The organism is Neisseria leonii, from assembly GCF_028776105.2.
Taxonomy (GTDB): Bacteria; Pseudomonadota; Gammaproteobacteria; order Burkholderiales; family Neisseriaceae; genus Neisseria; species Neisseria leonii.
Genome location: NZ_CP145606.1, coordinates 951,371 through 972,873, shown reverse-complemented (window position 1 = coordinate 972,873; position 21,503 = coordinate 951,371). Strand labels below are relative to the sequence as shown.

16 protein-coding genes are annotated in these 21,503 nt (G+C 58.5%); 8 read left to right on the top strand and 8 right to left on the bottom strand.

Annotated elements, in window-relative coordinates; all coding sequences use genetic code 11:
• Positions 1-281: 281 nt before the first annotated feature.
• Both ORY85_RS04710 and ORY85_RS04705 read right to left on the bottom strand, forming a co-directional pair.
• A complete protein-coding gene (locus ORY85_RS04710; protein ID WP_274571114.1) occupies positions 282-1,640 on the bottom strand; it encodes a DEAD/DEAH box helicase in 1,359 nt (452 codons plus the stop codon).
• 494 nt (positions 1,641-2,134) lie between these two features.
• On the bottom strand, positions 2,135-2,887 hold the full coding sequence (locus tag ORY85_RS04705) for a DsbC family protein (protein ID WP_405030347.1): 753 nt from the start codon (positions 2,885-2,887) through the stop codon (positions 2,135-2,137).
• A 135-nt stretch (positions 2,888-3,022) separates the two neighbouring features.
• Here ORY85_RS04705 and ORY85_RS04700 point away from each other — a divergent pair, with 135 nt between their 5' ends.
• Positions 3,023-3,811: a 3'-5' exonuclease gene (locus ORY85_RS04700; RefSeq protein ID WP_274571116.1), complete on the top strand. Its 789-nt coding sequence runs from the start codon at positions 3,023-3,025 to the stop codon at positions 3,809-3,811.
• Positions 3,812-3,818: 7 nt separating this feature from the next.
• Complete coding sequence (locus ORY85_RS04695; RefSeq protein WP_274571117.1) at positions 3,819-4,706, top strand: prephenate dehydrogenase/arogenate dehydrogenase family protein; 888 nt, start codon at positions 3,819-3,821, stop codon at positions 4,704-4,706.
• Positions 4,707-5,282: 576 nt separating this feature from the next.
• Here the strand turns inward: ORY85_RS04695 and ORY85_RS04690 are convergent.
• Positions 5,283-6,500: a YihY family inner membrane protein gene (locus ORY85_RS04690; RefSeq protein WP_274571118.1), complete on the bottom strand. Its 1,218-nt coding sequence runs from the start codon at positions 6,498-6,500 to the stop codon at positions 5,283-5,285.
• Between the two features lie 56 nt (positions 6,501-6,556).
• On the opposite strand from ORY85_RS04690, the gene wrbA reads away from it, so the two are divergent.
• The 4 genes from wrbA to yccS all read left to right on the top strand — a co-directional run bounded on the left by wrbA (position 6,557) and on the right by yccS (position 13,046).
• Positions 6,557-7,162 carry an NAD(P)H:quinone oxidoreductase gene (gene wrbA / locus ORY85_RS04685; protein WP_274571119.1) on the top strand — a complete coding sequence of 202 codons (606 nt, stop codon included), beginning with the start codon at positions 6,557-6,559 and terminating at the stop codon, positions 7,160-7,162.
• A gap of 178 nt (positions 7,163-7,340) precedes the next feature.
• Positions 7,341-8,810 (top strand): DUF3360 family protein, encoded by a 1,470-nt coding sequence (locus ORY85_RS04680; RefSeq protein ID WP_274571120.1) that lies wholly within the window; start codon positions 7,341-7,343, stop codon positions 8,808-8,810.
• Positions 8,811-9,043: 233 nt separating this feature from the next.
• Positions 9,044-10,558 (top strand): catalase, encoded by a 1,515-nt coding sequence (locus tag ORY85_RS04675; protein WP_274571121.1) that lies wholly within the window; start codon positions 9,044-9,046, stop codon positions 10,556-10,558.
• 196 nt (positions 10,559-10,754) lie between these two features.
• Complete coding sequence (gene yccS, locus ORY85_RS04670) at positions 10,755-13,046, top strand: YccS family putative transporter (protein WP_338578427.1); 2,292 nt, start codon at positions 10,755-10,757, stop codon at positions 13,044-13,046.
• Positions 13,047-13,247: 201 nt separating this feature from the next.
• Here yccS and ORY85_RS04665 read toward each other — a convergent pair whose 3' ends face one another.
• The 4 genes from ORY85_RS04665 to ORY85_RS04650 form a co-directional block, all read right to left on the bottom strand.
• Complete coding sequence (locus tag ORY85_RS04665) at positions 13,248-13,985, bottom strand: HesA/MoeB/ThiF family protein (RefSeq protein ID WP_274571122.1); 738 nt, start codon at positions 13,983-13,985, stop codon at positions 13,248-13,250.
• A gap of 175 nt (positions 13,986-14,160) precedes the next feature.
• On the bottom strand, positions 14,161-15,282 hold the full coding sequence (ribD, locus tag ORY85_RS04660; protein WP_274571123.1) for a bifunctional diaminohydroxyphosphoribosylaminopyrimidine deaminase/5-amino-6-(5-phosphoribosylamino)uracil reductase RibD: 1,122 nt from the start codon (positions 15,280-15,282) through the stop codon (positions 14,161-14,163).
• Between the two features lie 56 nt (positions 15,283-15,338).
• The gene (locus tag ORY85_RS04655; protein WP_274571124.1) at positions 15,339-15,899 is read right to left on the bottom strand and encodes a hypothetical protein; all 561 of its coding nucleotides are present in this window, start codon (positions 15,897-15,899) and stop codon (positions 15,339-15,341) included.
• 82 nt (positions 15,900-15,981) lie between these two features.
• Positions 15,982-16,824, bottom strand: a complete 843-nt coding sequence (locus ORY85_RS04650) for a class II glutamine amidotransferase (protein ID WP_274571125.1) — start codon at positions 16,822-16,824, stop codon at positions 15,982-15,984.
• A gap of 126 nt (positions 16,825-16,950) precedes the next feature.
• Here ORY85_RS04650 and hslO point away from each other — a divergent pair, with 126 nt between their 5' ends.
• The gene (gene hslO, locus ORY85_RS04645; protein ID WP_274571126.1) at positions 16,951-17,847 is read left to right on the top strand and encodes an Hsp33 family molecular chaperone HslO; all 897 of its coding nucleotides are present in this window, start codon (positions 16,951-16,953) and stop codon (positions 17,845-17,847) included.
• Positions 17,848-17,938: 91 nt separating this feature from the next.
• Complete coding sequence (ubiB, locus tag ORY85_RS04640) at positions 17,939-19,450, top strand: ubiquinone biosynthesis regulatory protein kinase UbiB (protein ID WP_274571127.1); 1,512 nt, start codon at positions 17,939-17,941, stop codon at positions 19,448-19,450.
• Between the two features lie 157 nt (positions 19,451-19,607).
• On the opposite strand, the gene ettA is transcribed toward ubiB, so the two are convergent.
• A complete protein-coding gene (gene ettA / locus ORY85_RS04635; RefSeq protein ID WP_274571128.1) occupies positions 19,608-21,281 on the bottom strand; it encodes an energy-dependent translational throttle protein EttA in 1,674 nt (557 codons plus the stop codon).
• Positions 21,282-21,503 lie beyond the last annotated feature (222 nt).

The following is a 21,503-nucleotide window of genomic DNA, read 5'->3' as shown; positions in this document are numbered from 1 at the left end:
GTCTGTTCAGGTGTGGCGGGTTGGCGGGTGCAGTAGTGTCGGATACGAGTATCCGACCTACGGGAGTGGCTGTCTGTTCGGGCTGGCGGGTGGTGTTGTCGGATATAAGTCTCCGACCTACGGGAGTGGCGGTCTCGGATACGAGTATCCTGCCTACGGGGGGAAGGAAGCGGATAATTTTTCGGATAATTAAGGTGCGGGCGGAATGTATATGCGGTAAAAAAGGCCGTCTGAAACGTGGCAGAAGCCTGCTGTCCGTTTCAGACGGCCTTTTTTATGGGTCAGCGTACGCCGAAGTTGGGTTGGACCAATGCGCATTTGGTGCGGGTGCCGCGGCGGTGGCGGCTGCGGCCGGGAATGCGGGCAAATTCGGCGGGCGGTGCGTCTTTTCTGCTGTCGCGCGCTTCGGTGTGGCGTTCGCGGCGGCTGCCGTTGGCGCGTCCGCCGTTTTCGGCGGGCGGGGTGCGGTTTTCTGTGCCGTTTTGGTGCCACCAGCGCGGTTCGAAGCCTTCGATGCGGTCGATGGGGATGTCGCTGCCGGTCAGTTCTTTGATGGCTTCAAACATCTTCTGCTCGGTTTCGTCCATCAGGGAGATGGCGACGCCGTCGGCACCGGCGCGGCCGGTGCGGCCGATGCGGTGGACGTAGTCTTCGGGCTGGGTGGGCAGTTCGTAGTTGATGACGAAGGGCAGGCCGGAAATATCGAGACCGCGGGCGGCCACGTCGGTAGCCACTAAGACGCGCAGGCTGCCCTCTTTGAAGGCGGCCAGTGTTTCGAGGCGGTTTTGCTGGGTTTTGTCGCCGTGTATGGCCTGGGCGGAGAGTCCGCGGCGTTGGAGGTCGCGGGTTACTTGGTCGACGCTTTGCTTGGTTTTGCAGAACACGATGACCTGATTCATATTCAAATCGACGATCAGTCTTTCGAGCAGGTGGCGTTTTTTGAAGGTGTCCACCGCGATCATGTGCTGTTCGACATTGGCGTTTGCGGTGTTCTGCGCGGCGACTTCGATTTGTTCGGGCCGGTGCATAAAGTCTTGTGCCAGTTTGCGGATCGGCGGGGCAAAGGTGGCGGAGAAGAGCAGGGTTTGGCGCTGTTTGGGCAGCATCTGCATGATGCGGCGGATGTCGTCGATAAAGCCCATGTCGAGCATACGGTCGGCTTCGTCCAAGACAACGATTTCGACTTTGGAGAAGTGGATGTTTTTCTGTTTGACGTGGTCGAGCAGGCGGCCGACGGTGGCGACGACGATTTCGCAGCCGGCGCGCAAATCGGCCGTCTGTTTGTCCATGTTCACGCCGCCGAAGAGGACGGTGTGGCGCAGGGGCAGGTTTTTGATGTAGGCCTGCACGTTTTGATCGATTTGGTCGGCCAGCTCGCGCGTGGGGGTCAGTACGAGCATACGCACGGGGTGCATGGCGGGGGAGGCGGAGGTGTTGGCGAAGCGTTTGAGGCGTTCGAGGGCGGGCAGCATAAAGGCGGCGGTTTTGCCGGTGCCGGTTTGGGCGGCGGCCAGAAGGTCGTGTCCGGCCAGTGCTTTGGGAATGGCGGCGGCCTGAATGGGGGTGGGGGTTTCATAGCCTTGTTCGGTGAGGGCGGAGACGATTTCGCTGCCGAGGCCGAGGGCGGAAAATGGGTTCATGGGATAACTCCTGTCAAACCGCGCGCTTGGAATCGTTTATTATGGGCAGGCGGTTGGCGAATATTGGGAAAGGGCGGTACGGACGGGGACCGGCCGGAGGCGGTATTATGCCATAAAAGGCCGGCGGCGGGGCGGGCGGAGTATCGGCAGGCCGTCTGAAAACGGCAGCTTGATGTAGGTCGGATTCTTGAATCCGACAGAAGCGGCGCAGCGGTGCAGCAGGGTGTCGGATATAAATATCCGACCTACGGTTTCAGGTGGAATGTCGGGTAGATTTTGCCCGCGACATGGTCAGGCCGTCTGAAAACGGCAGCTTGATGTAGGTCGGATTCTTGAATCCGACAGAAGCGGCGCAGCAGTGCAGCAGGGTGTCGGATAGGAATATCCGACCTGCGGTTTTCGGGATTGCCGGGCGGGAATATCCGGTACGGTTTCTCCTGCGGGTATGGCGGTCAGGCCGTCTGAAAAGCCGTTGTGCAGACAAATGGGGCGGTTTATTGGTTTTCCCTGATGGTTTCCATCAGCTGCGGCAGCGGCATAAAGCCTGCCTGGGTGCGGCCGTTGGGGAAGATGAGGGTGGGCGTGCCGTTGAAGCCGAGCTGTTCACCCAAGGCGGTGGTGTCGGCCACGGGGTTGGGGCATTCGGCCACAGCGGGCGGCATTTGCCCTTCGCGCATCCATTTGAGCCAGGCGGCGGTGTGGTCGGGCTGGCACCATATCCGGACGGATTTGGCGGCGGCCTGCGGGTGCAGGCTGCTGATGGGCATCAGGAAGGTGTAGATGGTGAGGTTGTCGGTTTTGGCGAACTCGGCTTCCAGTTTGCGGCAGAACGGGCAGTCGGGATCAGAGAAGACGGCGACTTTCAGTTCTCCTTTGCCGCGTACTTCTTTGATGGCTTTGTCCAGCGGCAGGGCGGCAAAGTCGATTTTGTTCAGTTCTTCGCTGCGCGCTTCGGTGAGGTTGGTTTTGTTGGCGATGTCGATCATTTCGCCGACCAGCAGGTAATCGGCTTTGGCATCGGTATAGACGATTTGTCTGCCGCCGAGCACGACTTCGTACAGGCCGGCGGCAGGGGTTTTCTGTACCGAGGATACGCTCAGGTTTTGGCCGGCATAGGCTTTTTCGAGTTTGGCGCGTATGGTTCGCTCGGCGTTGGTGTCGGCGGCGGGTTTGCCGCAGGCGGCCAGCGGCAGACAGAGTGCGGCCAGCAGGAGGGGGGTGGGTTTCATAACGGTTCCTGTTGCGATAACGGCGGCATTATGCCCCAAAGCGTGCCGCCGACCAAGTTTGCGGCAGGGTTTTCCGGCTGCGGTGTGCGGTATATGCATGACAAAGCCGCCCGCTTGATGCACAATGCGGCATCTGTTTGCGGACGATATGCCATGATGCCGATTCTTGCTTTCGATATTGAAACCGTACCCGACGCGGCGGGTATCCGAACCCTTTACAACCTGCCCCAAACGGTGGACGACGGTGAAGCGGTGCTGTTTGCGCAGCAGAAACGCCGCGCGCAAAACGGCAGCGATTTTATGCCGCTGCATCTGCACAAGGTGGTGGCGGTTTCGTGCTGTATGCGCTGGGGGGCGGAAAAAATCCATGTCGGCACCATAGGCAGTACGGACGATAGCGAAGAAACCGTGATTGCCAAATTTTTCGAGCTGGTGGAAACGCACACGCCGCAGCTGGTGAGCTGGAACGGCGGCGGTTTCGATTTGCCGGTTCTGCACTACCGCGCGCTGATTCACGGTATTGCGGCCGCGCGCTATTGGGATATGGGCGAGGGCGATTTCGGCGACAGCCGCGATTTCAAGTGGAACAACTACATCAGCCGCTACCACCACCGCCACTGCGATTTGATGGACCTGCTCGCGCTTTATCAGCCGCGTGCCGCCGTGCCGCTGGACGATATGGCCAAGCTGTGCGGCTTCCCCGGCAAATTGGGCATGGACGGCAGCCGGGTGTGGCAGGCTTATCATGAAGGCCGTCTGAAAGAAATCCGCGATTACTGCGAAACCGACGCGGCCAATACTTATCTGATGTATCTGCGTTTCCGCCTGATGAACGGCGCGCTCGATGCCGACGAATACGAGCAGGAAATACGCCGTCTGAAAAATTATCTCAAAGCGCAGGACGGGGCGCATTGGCAGGAATTTACCGCAGCATGGAAGTAAAACGGTGATGGCGAAGGAAACGGCGGGCATCGGCCGCATCACGCTGATCGGGGTCGGCCTGATCGGCGGTTCGTTTGTGCTGGATTTGAAACGGCAGGGACGGGTGCGGCAGGTGGTCGGGGTGGACTGCGATGCGGCCAATCTGGCGCGCGCTTTGGAGCGGCGCGTGATTGACGGGGCATACGGAGAGATTTGTGCCGAATCGGTAGCGCAATCCGATATGGTGTTGATTGCCACGCCGGTGGCCGCGTTGCCCGCCGTGTGCCGCAGTCTGGCACCACTGCTGCGGCCGGGCGTGCCGGTAAGCGATGTGGGCAGTACGAAACAGTCGGTGCTGGCGGCATTTTCAGACGGCCTGCCGCAGCATCTGCCCTGGTGTGTGGCCGCCCACCCGATTGCCGGTTCCGACCGGCACGGCGCATTGGCTGCACAGTTCGGCCTGTATCAGGATAAAAAGCTGATTCTCTGCCCGCACGAAACGCAGGACGAGGGTGCATTGGCCACGGTGGCCGGATTGTGGCGGGCGGTGGGGGCAGAGGTGTACGAAATGGCGGCCGCCGAGCATGATGCGGTGTTTGCCGCCGTGTCGCATCTGCCGCATGTGCTGGCGTTTGCCTATGTCAATCAGATTGCCGGACATGCCGACGGTGCGCGTTTCCTTGATTTTGCCGCCTCGGGTTTCCGCGATTTTACCCGCATCGCTTCGAGCCACCCCGCTATCTGGCGCGATATTTGTCTGGCCAACCGGCAGGACGTTTCGGCGTTGCTGGCCGGGCATATCCGCGAACTGGAATCTGTGCGCACGCTGCTGGAAACGGCCGATTCGGCCGCGCTGTACCGCTATTTCGAGCGTGCCAAAACCGCGCGGGACGATTGGCTGGACGCGCAGGTTTGACGCTTTTCGGGGTGGTTGAAAGTTGAAATATGGCTGGATGTCGGCCGGATTCCGGAATCCGACAGCGGTGCAGTTGATATAGACAGGGTGTTGGATATGAATATCCGCCCCGTTTTCAGACGGCCTCAGCCATGACTGCTCGAAAGAAATTCCATTCTGCCCGTATCCGCCCGTCATGGCGCAACCATGACCTGTCCCATCGGATTCGGCAGCCTATCCGGCCATGTCGAACGGTATCAAACGATGTCGGATTCAGTATCCTGCCTGTATCAGCCAAACCGTAGGTCGGATATTTATATCCGACACCCTGTCTATATCAACTGCACCACCCACCACTTTTTGTCGGATTCAAGAATCCGACCTACCTTAAAAAAACCTTTCCACACAAAAATGCCGTCTGAAAACCGTATCTGCGGTTTTCAGACGGCTTTATCACAGGCTTACGTATTCAATATTATCCATTCCAAACCACGGGGTTTCAGACGGCCTCTGCTTTGTTAGGGCTGCCGTTATGCGGCGGTTGATGTAGGTCGGATTCTTGAATCCGACACTATCATTGATGCTGTGCGACTGCCGTTATACCGCGGCGGTTTGGTTCAGGCGGGCTTCAAATTCGGCCAGCGACAAATCGAGCGTGTCCAGGCAGGGGGCGGTCATTCGGCCGACGGCACGGTTGATGGTGTTGTCTGTCTGTGGGCGGTAGACAAATTCGCGGAACAGTGTGTCGAGTCTGATTTGGTCGGCGGCCGTCTTCAAAACCCAGCCCTGTTTGCCGTGATAGGTATAACCGGTGCGGGCGAGACGGTCGAGCAGATCGCCCAGGCCGTCGTAGCCCATATTGATGTGGTTGCGGAAATCCTGAACGTGCAGCGCGCGGCCGTCTTGTTGGGCGCGGTGGAGCAGAATCAGAACCTGCAACACATCATCGAGGCGGGCGGCGGTGTTTTTGCGGCGGAAAGCATCGCCGCGCCAATAGGAGAGCGAGGCGGTGAGTACGGCACCGGTCAGCAGGATGGTCCACAGCAGGTTCAGCCAGATGAGGAAAACCGGAATGGCGGCAAATGCGCCGTAAATCAGTTCGTAGCTGTTGAAATTGCCGACATAATAGGCAAAACCGCGCCGCGCGGCTTCCAGCAGAACGGCGGTAAACAGTGCGCCGGCGAGAGCGTGTTTGGCGGGGACGTAGCGGTTGGGTACCAGGCGGTAAAGCAGCCAGAGGATGGCGGTGTTGAGCAGTACCGAGCTGGCCGCGCTGAACAGCTGTCCCAGAAAAAACGGCAACTCGCCGATGCGGCTGTAATTGAGCAGCAGACCCCATATGCTTAGGCTGATGCCCAAAGCCAGCGGGCCGAAAGTCAGCAGTGCCCAGTAAACCAAAAATTGCAGCCACAGCGGGCGGCGGTTTTCGACGCGCCAAATGCGGTTGAAGGTTTGGTCTATGGTCTGGATCAGCATCAGCGAGGTGATGCCGAGAAAGATGATGCCGATGACGGTCAGGTTGCTGGCTTTGTTTTTGAAGGTTTCCAGATAGGCCAGTACGGTATCGGCACCGCTGGGTACCAGTGTGGACTGGATAAACGACATCACGGCGGCGGAAAAGTCGCCGAAAACGGGGAAGGCCGAAACCACGACCAGTGCCACGGTAAAAATCGGCACCAGCGCGAGCAGGGTGGTAAACGTGAGGCTGGCGGATACCTGCGGTACGCCCACTTCGTTGAAGCGGCGCAGCAGAAACAGCGCGAATCCGAACAGGCGCGATTGCCGCCAGGCTTGCAGGCGGGCGTTTTTCAGCATATTCTGCCTTTCTTTGGCTGTTTTTCGACAGCCGGTATTGTAACGGAATTACCATCATGAGCCAAAAAGTCCTGCCTGTTTTGATTGTGTATTATTCGCTGCACGGCAGCGTACGTGCGCTGGCGCAGCGTATGGCGCGCGGCGTCGAAAGCGTGGAAAACTGTGAAGCGGTGCTGCGTACCGTGCCGCCGGTATCGGCCGTGTGCGAGGCGGTGGCGGGCAGTGTGCCGGACGAGGGCGCGCCCTACTGCACGGCCGAAGATCTGCAAAACTGTGCGGCGCTGGCTTTGGGCAGTCCCACCCGTTTCGGCAATATGGCCGCTGCGGTGAAGTATTTTATCGACGGCACCATGCCGCAATGGCTGTCCGGCGATTTAATCGGCAAGCCCGCCGCCGTGTTTACCAGCTCCGCCAGCCAGCACGGCGGGCAGGAATCGACGCTGCTGACAATGGCACTGCCGCTGTTGCACCACGGTATGCTGCTGTGCGGCCTGCCTTATACCGAAGCTGCGCTGAACCGCACCCAAAGCGGCGGTACGCCTTACGGCGCCAGCCATGTGGCCGGTGCGGCCGGACGGAGTGGGCTGACGGAAGAAGAGGCCGGGCTGGCGTTTGCACAGGGGCGCAGATTGGCCGAGCTGGCGCGGAAACTGAACGCCTGACCGGGGTGCCTGCCGGAGGAGAAGGCCGTCTGAAAACGATTGTTGCCCGTTTTCAGACGGCCTTTTTATGTGTATCGGAAATGGTGCCGTTTCTGATGAAAGGTATTAACAAACCCTTACGGTTTTAGTATTATTATTAACATGAAAAATAAACCGACTACCACAAGGAGAACCTGAAATGGGTGATAGGCATTCCCAACGCGGGTACACGCATCTGCACCGGCCAGCGGCGGCATTCGACAGCCGAGACGATTATCTCAACCACGAACTGCAAATCATGCAGCCCAAGCGTTGGCGGCTGAATCTGCCGTTTCGCGACTACCGCTTCGAATGGGAAGACCTGATTCCCGCTATGGCCGGTACCATAGGCAAGGTGGTGATGGTGGGGGCGGTGGCTGCCGCATTTGCCGCACCGCTGGGGCTGCCGGAATCATTCATACTGGAAAATGTGCGTTACGAGCTGCTGATTGTTTCTGTATTCATTATTTTGCTGTGCGGCCTGTTTCTGCCCACGGCCAACCTGCCCGGCACCCACGGGCCGCTGATTCCGCTGATTCCGCTGGTGGTGGCGGCCAACGGCCACCCGCTGGCGTTCGGCCTGCTGATTGCGCTGTTCGGTTTCCTGCTGGGCATCAGCCGTGGGGGCAGTCTGATGGCGAAGCTCACCAGCAACGGCGTATGCGGCGGCCTGTTGCTCTATCTGGGTTTTATCGGTACGACGGGGCAGGTGAAAAAACTGTTTGAATGGGCGGGCGGTTTCGGTTTGCCGCATATCGCATTTGTGGTGATTCTGGGGACGATTGTGCTGTACGCGCTGCTGGAACACTGGCAGAAACGCTGGCTGGCCGTGCCCCTGGGCTGCCTGCTGGCCGGTGTGGCGTCTTATGTGCTGGGTGCGCCGTTTGCCTTTAAAACCGCGCCCGGCCTGCCGCCGCTCAGTCCGGCCTACTGGTGGGGCGAAAATACGGGCTGGATGCTGGGGCTGCCGACTGTGGAAAGTTTTCTGGTGGTGTTTCCGTTTGCGGTATTGGCGGTGGCGATGTGGTCGCCCGATTTTCTCGGCCATCAGGTGTTTCAGAAGCTCAGCTATCCCGACCGTACGGAAAAAGTGCGTATGGATATTGATGATACGATGATCGGCTGTTCGGCACGCCAGTTGGCCGGGTCGGTGTTGGGCGGGGCGAATTTTACTTCGTCGTGGGGGACGTATATTGTTCCCGCATCGATTGCCAAGCGGCCGATTCCGGCCGGTGCGGTGCTGACCGCGCTGTTTTGCATTGTGGCCGGGGTGTGGGGGTATCCGATGGATTTGGCCATCTGGCAGCCGGTGTTGAGTGTCGCGCTGGTGGTGGGCGTGTATGTGCCGCTGTTGGAGGCGGGCATGGAAATGACGCGCAAAGGTAAAACCACGCAGTCGGCGGCGATTGTGGTGTTCTCTTCCGCACTGGTAAACCCGGTGTTCGGCTGGTCGCTGACCATGATGCTGGATAATCTGGGGCTGATCGGCGACAAGCAGCGCAGCGCCGATTTGGGTTTGGGCGGCCGGGTGGTGGTGCCGGTATTGTGTTTTGCGGTGTTGTGTGCGGCGATGGCGGCAGTGGGTATGCTGCCCGGCATTCCCGCGCTGCTGCCGCAGTTCCGCCTTTAAATCCCATACCGGCAAAAAGGCCGTCTGAAAACAGCGGGAATGGTTTTCAGACGGCCTTTTTGCGTCGGCTCGCCGATGCGCAGGCGGCAGTGTCGGGTGCAGAAACGGTAAATGGCGTGCAAAGGAATGAAAATCTGATGTATGGCGGGCTTGTGCGGCGGGGAAAGCTGTTATGGTAGTGCAGTTATCCGACAGGATAACCCGATCCGAACCATATAAAAAGGAATACTGCCATGTCCAAATGTCCTGTAAACCACCTCACCATGAGTAACGGTGCGCCTGTTGCCGACAACCAAAACAGCCTGACTGCTGGTCCTCGTGGGCCGCTGCTTGCCCAAGATTTGTGGCTGAATGAAAAACTTGCCGATTTTGCCCGTGAGGTCATTCCAGAGCGGCGTATGCACGCCAAAGGCTCGGGAGCGTTCGGTACTTTTACCGTAACCCATGATATTACCAAATACACCCGTGCCGCCATTTTTAGCGAAGTCGGTAAAAAAACCGAGATGTTCGCCCGTTTTACCACCGTGGCAGGCGAGCGGGGTGCTGCCGATGCCGAACGCGATATTCGTGGTTTTGCCTTGAAGTTCTACACCGAAGAGGGCAACTGGGATATGGTCGGCAACAATACGCCGGTATTTTTCTTGCGGGACCCACGCAAATTCCCTGATTTAAACAAAGCGGTCAAACGCGACCCTCGTACCAATATGCGTTCGCCGACCAATAACTGGGATTTTTGGACGCTGTTGCCTGAGGCATTCCACCAAGTTACCATCGTCATGAGCGACCGCGGTATTCCCAAATCCTACCGCCATATGCACGGATTTGGCAGCCATACTTACAGCTTTTGGAATAAAGACGGCGAGCGGTTTTGGGTGAAATTTCACTTCCGCAGCCAGCAGGGTATTGAGAATTTGACTGATGCCGAAGCCGAAGCGGTGATTGGCAAAGACCGTGAAAGCCACCAAAAAGATTTGTATGAAGCCATCGAGCAGGGCAATTTCCCCAAGTGGACGATGTATGTGCAAATCATGCCTGAGACAGATGCCGAAAAAGTGCCGTACCACCCCTTTGATTTGACCAAAGTCTGGCCAAAAGGCGATTATCCGCTGATTGAAGTGGGCGAGTTTGAGCTGAACAAAAACCCTGAAAACTTCTTTGCCGATGTTGAGCAGGCGGCATTTGCACCGAGCAATCTCGTACCGGGGATTGGCGTATCGCCTGATAAGATGTTGCAGGCACGCCTGTTCAACTATGCCGATGCCCAGCGTTACCGCCTAGGCGTAAACCGCAACCAAATCCCTGTCAATGCTCCGCGTTGCCCTGTTGCAAGCAATCACCGAGACGGACAGGGGCGTGTGGACGGCAATTACGGCGGCTTCAAGCACTACGAGCCGAACAGCTTCGGCGTGTGGCAACAGCAGCCTGAATACGCCGAGCCGCCTTTGAAAATCAGCGGCGACGCTGCCCATTGGGATTTTCGTGCCGATGATGACGATTATTTCAGCCAGCCGCGAGCGTTGTTTAACCTCATGAACGACAGCCAAAAACAGGCACTGTTTGACAATACCGCCGCAGCGATGGGCGATGCCCCTGATTTCATCAAATACCGCCATATCAGAAACTGCAACAAATGCGATGCCGCATACGGCGAGGGCGTTGCCAAAGCATTGGGGCTGACCGTTGCCGATGCACTGGCGGCGTATGACACCGATCCAGCTAAGGGGCAGGCAGGATTATTAAAGCCGTGATGTCAGCCATGCTTTGATAAAAAGCCGTAGGTCGGATACTCGTATCCGACTTTTTTATATTAAAAATGGGAGGATTTTGTGTTGTAAAAATTTGATGGTCTTGTGTTTGAAATGCGTTTTGGGAAATGTCGGATTCAAGAATCCGACCTACGTTAAGCAGGCCGTCTGAAAACGGGCAAAGAGGTAGGTCGGATACTTGTATCCGACTTTTGGCCGCGAAGTGAAAACCGCCCCATACCGTTTTCAGACGGCCTGTTGCGGTATCGGCGCGGCGGCGGTGTACAATAAGCCGTTTTCTTTGCGGACGATGATGATGTTGAGCATCAAAACCCCACCGGTCAATGCCAAAGTGATGGCCGCCGTGCCGGTATTGGTCAGCGTATGCGCGGCGGCTTGGGCGGTGAGATATTGGGCTTTGTCGGCTTTGGCCGTGCCGCTGGTGCTGGGTGTTGTGGCGGGCGGGTTGGTGGACTTGGACAACCGTTTCAGCGGCCGTCTGAAAAATATGCTGATTTCGCTGTCGGCATTTGCCTTATCGTCGCTGGCGGTGCAGCTGACTTTCGGCCGGCCGCTGTGGTTTGTGCCGACCATGACGCTGCTGGCGTTTGTGTTCACCCTGATCGGCGTGGCGGGTGTGCGCTACCGTACCATCGCGTTCGGTACCTTGGCGGTGGCGGTTTACACGACGCTGACTTATCGGGCGGAGGCCGTCTGGTATGCCGTGCCGCTGATGATCTGCGGCGGCGCACTGCTTTACCATGCGGCCGCGCTGTTGGTGCACGCGCTGTTTCCGCACCGGCCGGTTCAGGAAAACGTGGCGGGCGCGTATGCCGCGCTGGCGGCGTTTCTTGACAGCAAGGCCGGGTTTTTCGATCCCGACGAAGTCGGCTGCCTGGAACGGCGGCAAATCGATTTGGCGATGAAAAACCAGCGGCTGACCGCCGCCTTCAATCAATGCCGCAGTACGCTGTTTTACCGTATGCGCGGCCAGCACCGCCACCCGCGTACCGGCCGGATGCTGCATTATTATTTTGCCGCACAGGACATACACGAGCGCGCAGGTTCGAGCTTTATCCGCCATCAGGAAGTGGTGGCGCGGCTGAAAAACAGCGATTTGGTGTTCCGCTGCCGGCGGCTGTTGGAATTGCAGGCCGATGCCTGCCGCGCGGTGGCCGACGCATTGCGTGCCAACCGGCCGTACCGTTACGACGAACGTTTGGCTCGGGCGGGGCGCGGTTTGCGCCAGTCTTTGAAGTACTATGAGGAAAACAGCGCGGCGGCGGAAGAGCGGCATACGCTGGCACGGCTGATAGAGAATTTGTGTGCCGTCAGCGACCAGCTGGAAAGTTTGGAACGGGCGGCAGACGATATGCCGTCTGCTGTTTCAGACGGCATTGCCCACAGTGACGGCGGCAGCGGGCGCGAAGTGTGGCAGTCGCTGAAAAACGGCATGACGCTGCAATCGGCCACATTCCGTCATGCGGTGCGTATGGCGCTGCTGGTGTCGGTATGCGGGGTGGTGGTGGAACTGCTGGCCATTCATCAGGGCTATTGGATTATGCTGACGGCGGTATTTGTCTGCCAGCCCAATTATTCGGCCACCCAAACCCGCCTCAAACAGCGTATTGTCGGCACATTGGCCGGTGTGCTGGTCGGATCGCTGCTGCCGTATTTCACGCCCTCGTTGGAAGCGGAACTGATGATTGTGGTGGCTTCCACCACGCTGTTCTTCTTTTTCCGCAGCCACAAATACAGTTACTCCACCTTTTTTATCACCATTCAGGCACTCGCCAGTTTTTCGATTGCGGGCTACGATTTGAACGGCGCGCTGCCGCTGCGCCTGATTGATACCGTGATCGGCGCGGCATTGGCGTGGGCGGCGGTATCGTATTTGTGGCCGGACTGGCACTATTTGCAGTTGAACCGAACCGGTGCTCAGGCAGTGGCGGGCAGCGCGGAATATCTGCGTAATATCCTGAAACAGTTGCAGCAGGGGGCGGCTGACGATATGGCCTACCGTACCGCCCGCCGTCGGGCACACGAAAAAGCGGCGGCCTTGTCCAGCACGGTATCGGATATGTCGGGCGAGCCGGAAAAGTACGGCGGCCGCATCAACGACGGGTTTACGCTGCTGAAAATCAATTATTCGCTGCTGGGCTATATTGCTTCACTCGGTGCCTGCCGCAGCCAGAACCGGCACGGCTTGGCGGATTCGGAGTTTGTGCGGCACTATTTTGCCGCAGGCGGCGTGTTGTGCGGCCTGCTGGAAAATATGGAAGAAGAGGACCGTACGCGCTGGCAGCAAGACCATGACAGCCTTTTGGCCGATTTGGCGGCTTTGCGGCAGTTGCCGGAATACGAAGACGGGCAGAATCATCTGCTCTGGCAACAGCTTTCGCTGATTGCGCGGGTTGCCGGGCCGGCTTATCAGGCATTGCACGGTGCGGCGCATCTGCGGCCGGATGTCAAATTGCAGGCAGAGCTGTAGATTATTTATGCAGGTCGGGTTTTCGAATCCGACAAAATGTGTCAGTCGTGGCATGTCGGATACAGGGTATCCGGCTTACTGTGCAGACGGGTATTGTGGATTTTTGCGGTGGCGGAAATGCTGCCATTTGGTAGGTCGGATTCTGGAATCCGACAAAATGTTTGTATGCGGTTGTGGCGTGTCGGATGCGGCGTATCCGGTTTACTGTGCGCAGACGGGGCATTGCGGGTTTTTGCGGTAGCGGAACTGCTGCCACTCCCCCGTCAGCGCGTTGTAGCAGCGCAGAGTGTCGGCATCGGCGGGCAGGTTCATCAGGATTTTCAGCGCGTCTGCCGCCTGCATGGTGCCGATGATGCCCACCAGCGGGGCGAATACGCCGAAGAGGGCACACGCGCCGTCGTCGGCCTGATCCATATCGAATACACAGCGGTAGCACGCGCCGCCCGTGTCGTGGCGGTAAACGGCAATCTGGCCGTCAAAGCGTACCGCCGCGCCCGATACCAAAGGCTTGCGCGCGGCGGCACAAGCGGCGTTGATGGCTTGGCGGGTGGCGAAATTGTCGCTGCAATCGAGTACCGCATCGGCTTGTCCGACCCACTCGGGCAGCGTGTCGGCGTTCAGGTATCCGGTCAGCGCAATGATGTCGGTGTGCGGATGCCGTTCGCGGATAAAATCGGCCATCGCTTCGCTTTTCAGACGGCCGATGTCGCGTTCGCGGTAGCAGATTTGGCGTTGCAGATTGGTTTCATCGACGGTATCCGCGTCGGCGATGATGATTCTGCCCACGCCCGCCGCTGCCAGATACGGTACGGCCGCCGCGCCCAAACCGCCGCAGCCCAGTACGAATACGGATGACTGTAACAGTTTTTCCTGATTTTCAATGCCGATTTCGTCCAATAAGATGTGGCGGCTGTAACGCAGTAATTGGTGGTCGTTCATGGTGTTTGCGTTGTGTGGTTCGTTCTGAAAGGCTGAATGGCATATTCGGATTAAATATTTGAATCTGCGGTATTTGTGTCAGGAAAATGGGAATCTGACCGTGTAGTAATCTGACTGTGTATTTTTGAGGATTTGTGGGTTTTTGTCGACTCGGAAACACCGTTTCGGCCGGTTTTCAGACGGCCTCCGGTGCGGGCAGATCAGCTGTTCGGCGCAAAATCCATTTGATGTCGGGAGCCAGTATTTCGACGCTGTGGGTCTGCCAGAGTGCATCATCCAGTGCGTTGGCCGGTTCGGGCAGGGCAAACAGCGGGCGGGCGGTCTGCCCCAGAATTTTCGGTGCCTGATAGAGCACGATTTCGTCTGCCAGATTTTCGGCCGCAAAGGCCGCCGACAATGCCGCACCGGCTTCCACCATCACTTCGCCGCAGCCGTCCGCCGCCAGCAGGCGCAGCAGGTCGGCCAAATCGATTTTTCCCTGTTTTTCAGACGGCCTCAACAGGCGGATATGCGGATAGGCGGCCAAACGGCGTGCTTTTTCGCTGTCTGCCTGCAAGGTGGCAATCCAAGTGGGCGAGCCGCCGTCCTGCACCAGGCGGCTCTGTTCGCTGATGCGCAGACGGCTGTCGAGTACCACGCGGACGGGCTGGCGCAGCGTGGGAAAGGCGCGCACGTTTAACTGTGGATTGTCGGCCGCCACCGTGCCGATGCCGGTGATGACCGCACAGCTTTCCGCACGCAGCCGCTGTACATCTTCGCGCGCGGCCGCCGAGGTAATCCATTGGCTGCGGCCGTCTGAAAGGGCAGTTCTGCCGTCGAGCGAGGCGGCGCATTTGAGGCGGACAAACGGGCGGCCTCGTTCGATACGCGATAAAAAGCCGCGGTTCAGTTCGCGCGCCTGACCGGCGAGCAGGCCGCAGGCGGTTTCGATGCCCGCTGCTTCCAGCATGGCCAACCCTTTACCGGCCACCAATGGGTTCGGGTCGGTTATGGCGGCGATGACTCTGGCAACGCCCGCCGCAATCAGGGCTTCGGCGCAGGGCGGGGTGCGGCCGTAGTGGCTGCACGGTTCGAGCGTAACATAGGCCGTGGCACCGCGCGCGGCAGCGGCGGCCTGACGCAGGGCATGGACTTCGGCATGCGGTTCGCCCGCGCGCAGATGGAAGCCTTGGCCGACAATCCGGCTGTCCTGTGCGATGACGCAGCCGACACGCGGGTTGGGGCTGGTCGAAAAAAGGCCTTCGCGCGCCAGTTCAAGCGCGGTCTGCATCATTCGGGTATCGGTCGGGGAAAACATGGCGGGCAGGGTAGGATGGTGGCGGAAAGCCGGGCAGAAGCCCGGCTTGGTGACGGTCAGGGTGCGGTAGTCAGCTTGACTTCTTTGAGCAGGTCGGACAGCTGTGCGGGATCGGCCGTACCGGCGGCACAGACCGAATAGATGCGGTCGGCATAAACGGCCAGGCAGGATTCGTTCAATACATCTTCCGTTTTGCCCTGATAGGAATAGGCCATGCGGTTTTCGGTGGCCGCGCCGACGGACAGCCGGTCGATACCGGTCATTTTTTCCAAACCGGCTTTCAGCTGCGCGAAGTACTGATCGGCAGGGCTTTTCGGTCCGCCCAAGTCGGCGACGTACAGCAGGGTGCCGTCATCGGCTTCCTGCAACAGGGTAATGTTTTCGGCGGGAATACCTTCGGGCAGCAGCTGGGGGTTGGCGGACTGGTCGGTAAAGTTCCGGCTGCCGACGGTGATGCTGACGGTGTTGTCGCGGCTGGTCAGGGTCTGCACGGCGGGTGCGGCTGCTGTTTCAGAAGCAGCGGCAGGCGGCGGTGCGGCAGTTTGGTTTTCCTGAGAACCGCAGGCGGCCAGGGCGGACAGGGTCAGGGCGGCTGCGGCAAAGCGTGTCGGTTTCATCTGGATTTCACATTCTTAAAACGGGTTGAAAAGTGCGGCAGGCAGTATAGCAACAAGCCGGGTTTATTTGTGTAAAGAGCAGTCAGTGCGATGCGCCGACGGCGCGGGCAATCGCCAAACCTTCTTCCTGACTGAGATAGCGCGGCGAATCGGGGGTGTCGCGCAGCAGAATAGTGCCGTCCCGAAACAGTACCAATTCGTCGCAGGCGAGCTGGTGCCAGGTTTCGTTGGCGGTCAGTGGCAGGGTGGCAATGACGGCTACGCGGTCGTTGGGCGTGGTTACGGCGGCGAAGTCCACGGCAATGTCGTCATCAAGCAGATGCGCTTCGCCGAACGGCGCTTGGCGCACGATGTAGTGCAGCAGCGTGCTGGCGTGGGCAAACATCATGTCGCCGTTGGACAGGATAAAGTTGAACAGGCCGTGGGCGCGCACTTGGCGCACCAGTGCGGCCACTTCGGCAAACAGGATTTCGGTGTCGGGGCGGTTGTCGAAGCGGCTGCGCAGCGATTCGAGAATAAAGCAGAATGCGCGCTCGGAGTCGGTGCTGCCGACCGGCCGGTAGAAGCGGCCTTGGGCGGGCTGGAAACCGGAGAGGTGGCCGTTGTGGGCAAACAGCCAGTATTCGCCCCACATTTCGCGTACAAACGGGTGGGTGTTGGCCAGCGAGGTTTGGCCGCTGGTGGCTTTGCGGATATGGGCGATGACGTTTTCCGATTTGATCTGGTAGGCCTTAATCAGGTCGGCCACGGGCGAATCGGCGCTGGGTTTGTCGTCGTGGAACAGGCGGATGCCTTTCTGCTCGAAAAAGCCGATACCGAAGCCGTCCACGTGATGATCGGTCAGCCCGCCGCGCCGACGGAAGCCTTCAAACGAGAAAACGATGTCGGTGGGCGTGTTGCAGTTCATTCCCAGCAGTTGGCACATGGCGGCATATCCGTAACAAAACAGGCGGGAATTTTAGCATAAAGCCGACGTGTGCGAAGGGTAGGGCTTGATTTCAGACGGCCTGCCATCATATCGGCGGCCTGACTGAACAACGGAAAGACGACGATGACGCAAAACCGCCACGCCGACTGGCGCAACCGCTTTATTTTCGACGACATGCCCGTGCGCGGCCTGCATGTGCGCCTGCGGGAAGTGTGGCGGCACATTCTGGGCCGCAAACATTATCCGGCAGCGGTGCGCCGCGCTTTGGGCGAGCTGCTGGCCGCCGGTACGCTGCTGGCGGCTAATTTGAAATCGGACGGCACGCTGATTGTGCAGGTTCAGGGACAGGGCCGTCTGAAAATGCTGGTGGTGGAAGCCACTTCCGGCCAAACCTGCCGTGCCACTGCGCGTTGGGACGAAACCGCCGAAATCGGCGATGATGAAACGCTGGCCGATCTGCTGGGTGAAAACGGCGTATTCGTGCTGACGCTGCAACCGCACGAGGGCGAACAGTGGCAGGGTGTGGTGCCTTTGGAAGGCGGCAGCATCGCGCAAATGCTGACGGCGTATATGAAGCGTTCCGAGCAGACGGATACGCGCATCGTGCTGGCGGCCGATGACGAAACCGCCGCCGGCCTGCTGTTGCAGCGGCTGCCCGAAGCCGGGGCGGACGATAACGCATGGGTGCATGTGGGCGCATTGGCCGATACCGTTTCCCCGCAGGAGCTGTTGGATTTGGACGCGCAGCATCTGCTCTACCGCCTGTTCCACGAAACCCCGCCGCGCATGTTCACGCCCGATGCGGTCGAATTTGCCTGTACTTGTTCGCGCGGCAAAGTGGGCGATATGCTGCTGTTGCTGGGCGGCGAAGAAGTCGGCGGCATTGTGGCCGAAGAGGGCAGTGTGGCCATAGACTGCGATTTCTGCGGCGAAAAATACGTGTTTGACGAAACCGATGTCCATGCGCTTTTCGGTGCCGATGTGGCCGCCGCCGTACGCGAAAACCGCAGCCTGCAATAAAGGCCGGCCAAGGCCGTCTGAAAACGGGGAAACCGCCTGAATAGGGCGGTTTCTGCGTTATAATGGCGCGGTTTTGATGTGGAACCGCCTCATGAAATGGTTTAAACGCTTCACGGTGATTGTGCGCACCGTTTACCGCTACGGTCTGGCCGACATTCTCCGCCCGTATGTGCGGTCGCGCCGTTTGGGCGCGCTGCTGGGCAGGCTGCCGCAGTCGCCGTCTGCACAGAACGAGCCTTTGCCGGTACGTCTGCGCTCGGCTTTGGAAAGTTTGGGGCCGGTGTTTGTCAAATTCGGCCAGATGCTGTCCACCCGTCCCGACCTGATTCCCGCCGCCTATGCGTTGGAGCTGGCGAAATTGCAGGACAAAGTCCCGCCGTTTGACGGCCGTTTGGCACAGGCACAGATTGAGGCCGGGTTGGGGCGGCCGCTCCATGAAATTTATGCCGAATTCGACTTAAACCCCGTGGCCAGCGCATCGGTGGCGCAGGTACACCGCGCCCGCCTGTTTGGCGGCGAAGCTGTGGCGGTAAAAGTGCTGCGGCCGGACATCGCGCCGCTGATCGAGCAGGATTTGGCCCTGCTGCGGTTTGCCGCAGGCTGGGTGGAACGCCTGTTCGCCGACGGCAAACGGCTCAAACCGCGTGCCGTGGTGGCCGAATTCGACAAATATCTGCACGATGAACTCGATTTGATGCGCGAAGCGGCCAACTGCGGCCAGCTCGGGCGCAATTTCCACAACAGCAGTATGCTGATTGTGCCCAAAGTGTATTACGATTATTGCAGCCGCAATGTGTTGACGCTGGAATGGATGGACGGTATTCCTGTCGGGCAGATCGGCCGTCTGCGCGAGGCGGGTATCGATTTGAAAAAGCTGTCGCGCTACGGCGTGGAAATTTTCTTCACCCAAGTATTCCGCCACGGTTTTTTTCATGCCGATATGCATCCGGGCAATATTCTGGTCGCCCCCGACAACCGCTACATCGCACTCGATTTCGGCATCGTCGGCAGTCTCACGGATTACGACAAACGCTATCTGGCCATCAATTTCCTTGCCTTTTTCAACCGCGATTACCACCGTGTCGCCACCGCCCACATCGAATCGGGCTGGGTGCCGCCCGAAACGCGTGCCGAAGAATTGGAAGCGGCCGTGCGTACCGTGTGCGAACCGATATTCAACAAGCCGATTGCGCAGATTTCGTTCGGCCTGGTACTGATGCGCCTGTTTGAAGTCAGCCGCCGTTTCCATGTCGAAATCCAGCCGCAGCTGGTGCTGTTGCAGAAAACCCTGCTCAATATCGAAGGACTCGGCCGCCAGCTCGATCCCGATTTGGATTTGTGGGATACGGCCAAACCGTTCCTGACCAAATGGATGAACGAGCAGTTGGGGCCGCGCGCGCTGTTGCGCAATCTGAAAAACGAAGCCCCCGACTGGGCGCAGATTCTGCCCGCCCTGCCGCGCAAACTCAATGCGCTGGTGGACGAAACGCGCCAGCAGGAAATGCGCGATGCCTATATCCGCCTGATTAAAATCCAGCAGCGGCAGAGTTGGTATCTGGCGGCGGTGGCGGCGGTACTGCTGTTACTGCTGCTGTTTAAGTAGCCGCCGGTTTTGCATGGGTTTGGCTTTAAACAAACGGTCACCGGGCTGTTTTCAAGTGTGGGTTTTGTTCCTTGCTTTATTCTGAGAGAATCTAATCGTGATAAGGCCGTCTGAAAACCGCATACCGGGCTTTCAGACGGCCTTTCCATCATCAGGTTTAACGCGTAACCGGTTTGTATTTAATCCGTTTCGGTTTCGCGCCTTCTTCGCCCAAACGGCGTTTCTTGTCGGCTTCGTATTCCTGATAGTTGCCGTCGAAGAACACCCATTTCGAATCGCCTTCGCAAGCCAGAATATGTGTAGCGATGCGGTCGAGGAACCAACGGTCGTGCGAAATCACCATCACGCTGCCGGCAAATTCCAGCAGCGCATCTTCCAGCGCACGCAGAGTTTCTACGTCGAGGTCGTTGGAGGGCTCGTCCAAGAGCAGCACATTGCCGCCGGCCAATAAGGTTTTGGCCAAGTGCAGGCGGCCGCGTTCGCCGCCCGACAAATTGCCCGCGATTTTGCTCTGATCGCTGCCTTTGAAATTGAAGCGGCCCAAATATTGGCGAGCGGGGATTTCAAACTGGCCGACTTGCAGGATATCGCGGCCTTCGGCGATGTTGTCGAATACGGTTTTGTCGTTTTGCAGGCCGTCGCGGCTTTGGTCGATGAGCGACATTTTCACGGTTTGGCCGATTTTCACTTCGCCGCTGTCGGGCTGCTCTTTGCCGGAAATCAGTTTGAACAGGGTGGATTTACCCGCGCCGTTGGGGCCGATGATGCCGACAATCGCGCCCGCCGGCACTTTGAAACTCAAATCGTCAATCAGCACTTTGTCGCCAAACGATTTGGAAACGTTCACGAATTCAATCACTTCGTTACCCAAACGCTCGGCCACGGGAATGAAAATTTCCTGCGTTTCGTTGCGTTTTTGGTATTCGTAATTGGACATTTCTTCAAAACGCGCCAAACGCGCTTTGGATTTGGCCTGCCGCCCTTTGGCATTCTGGCGCACCCATTCTAGCTCCTGCTTCATCGCTTTGATACGCGCGGCTTCGGATTTGGCTTCGTTGGCAAGACGCTGTTCTTTTTGTTCCAGCCATGAAGAATAATTGCCTTTCCACGGAATACCGTGGCCGCGGTCGAGTTCCAAAATCCATTCGGCGGCGTTGTCCAAGAAATAGCGGTCGTGGGTCACGGCCACCACTGTGCCGGGGAAGCGCACCAAAAACTGCTCCAACCATTCGACACTTTCCGCGTCCAAGTGATTGGTCGGCTCGTCCAACAGCAGCATATCGGGCTTGGAGAGCAGCAGTTTGCACAAAGCCACGCGGCGTTTTTCGCCGCCCGACAAGACACCGATTTTGGTGTCCCAATCCGGCAGACGCAGAGCATCGGCAGCGATTTCGAGTTCGTGTTCCGCACCGCCGCCCGTGCTGGAACCTGCGGCGATAATCGCTTCCAGACGGCCTTGCTCTTCGGCCAGCGCGTCAAAGTCGGCATCGGGGTCGGCATACGCCGCGTAAACTTCTTCCAAACGTTTTTGTGCGGCGGCCACTTCGCCCAAACCGCTTTCCACTTCTTCGCGCACGGTTTTTTCGGGATCAAGCTCCGGCTCCTGTGGCAGGTAGCCGATTTTGATGCCGCCCATCGGCACGGCTTCGCCTTCAAATTCCTTGTCCACGCCCGCCATAATGCGCAACACGGTGGATTTGCCCGCGCCGTTCAAGCCCAGCAGGCCGATTTTGGCGCCGGGGAAAAACGACAACGAAATATCTTTAATGATGGTTTTCTGCGGCGGAACAACCTTGCTCACGCGCAGCATGGAATAGACGTATTGGCTCATAACGGCAATCCTGCGGGTTGGTAAATGATGCGCGTTATTGTACCCCAAAAAGTACGGCAGGCCGTCTGAAAAAAGATGGGCGGTTTGGTCAATGAGGCCGTCTGAAAATTGAGCAGGTTGGATTTGATAATCCGCGACTTTGGTCGGGGGCTGCGTTGGAAAGGACGTCGGATTCAAGAATCCGACCTACATTCTTGGCTGGCGGCAGCGGGATGGTATGCC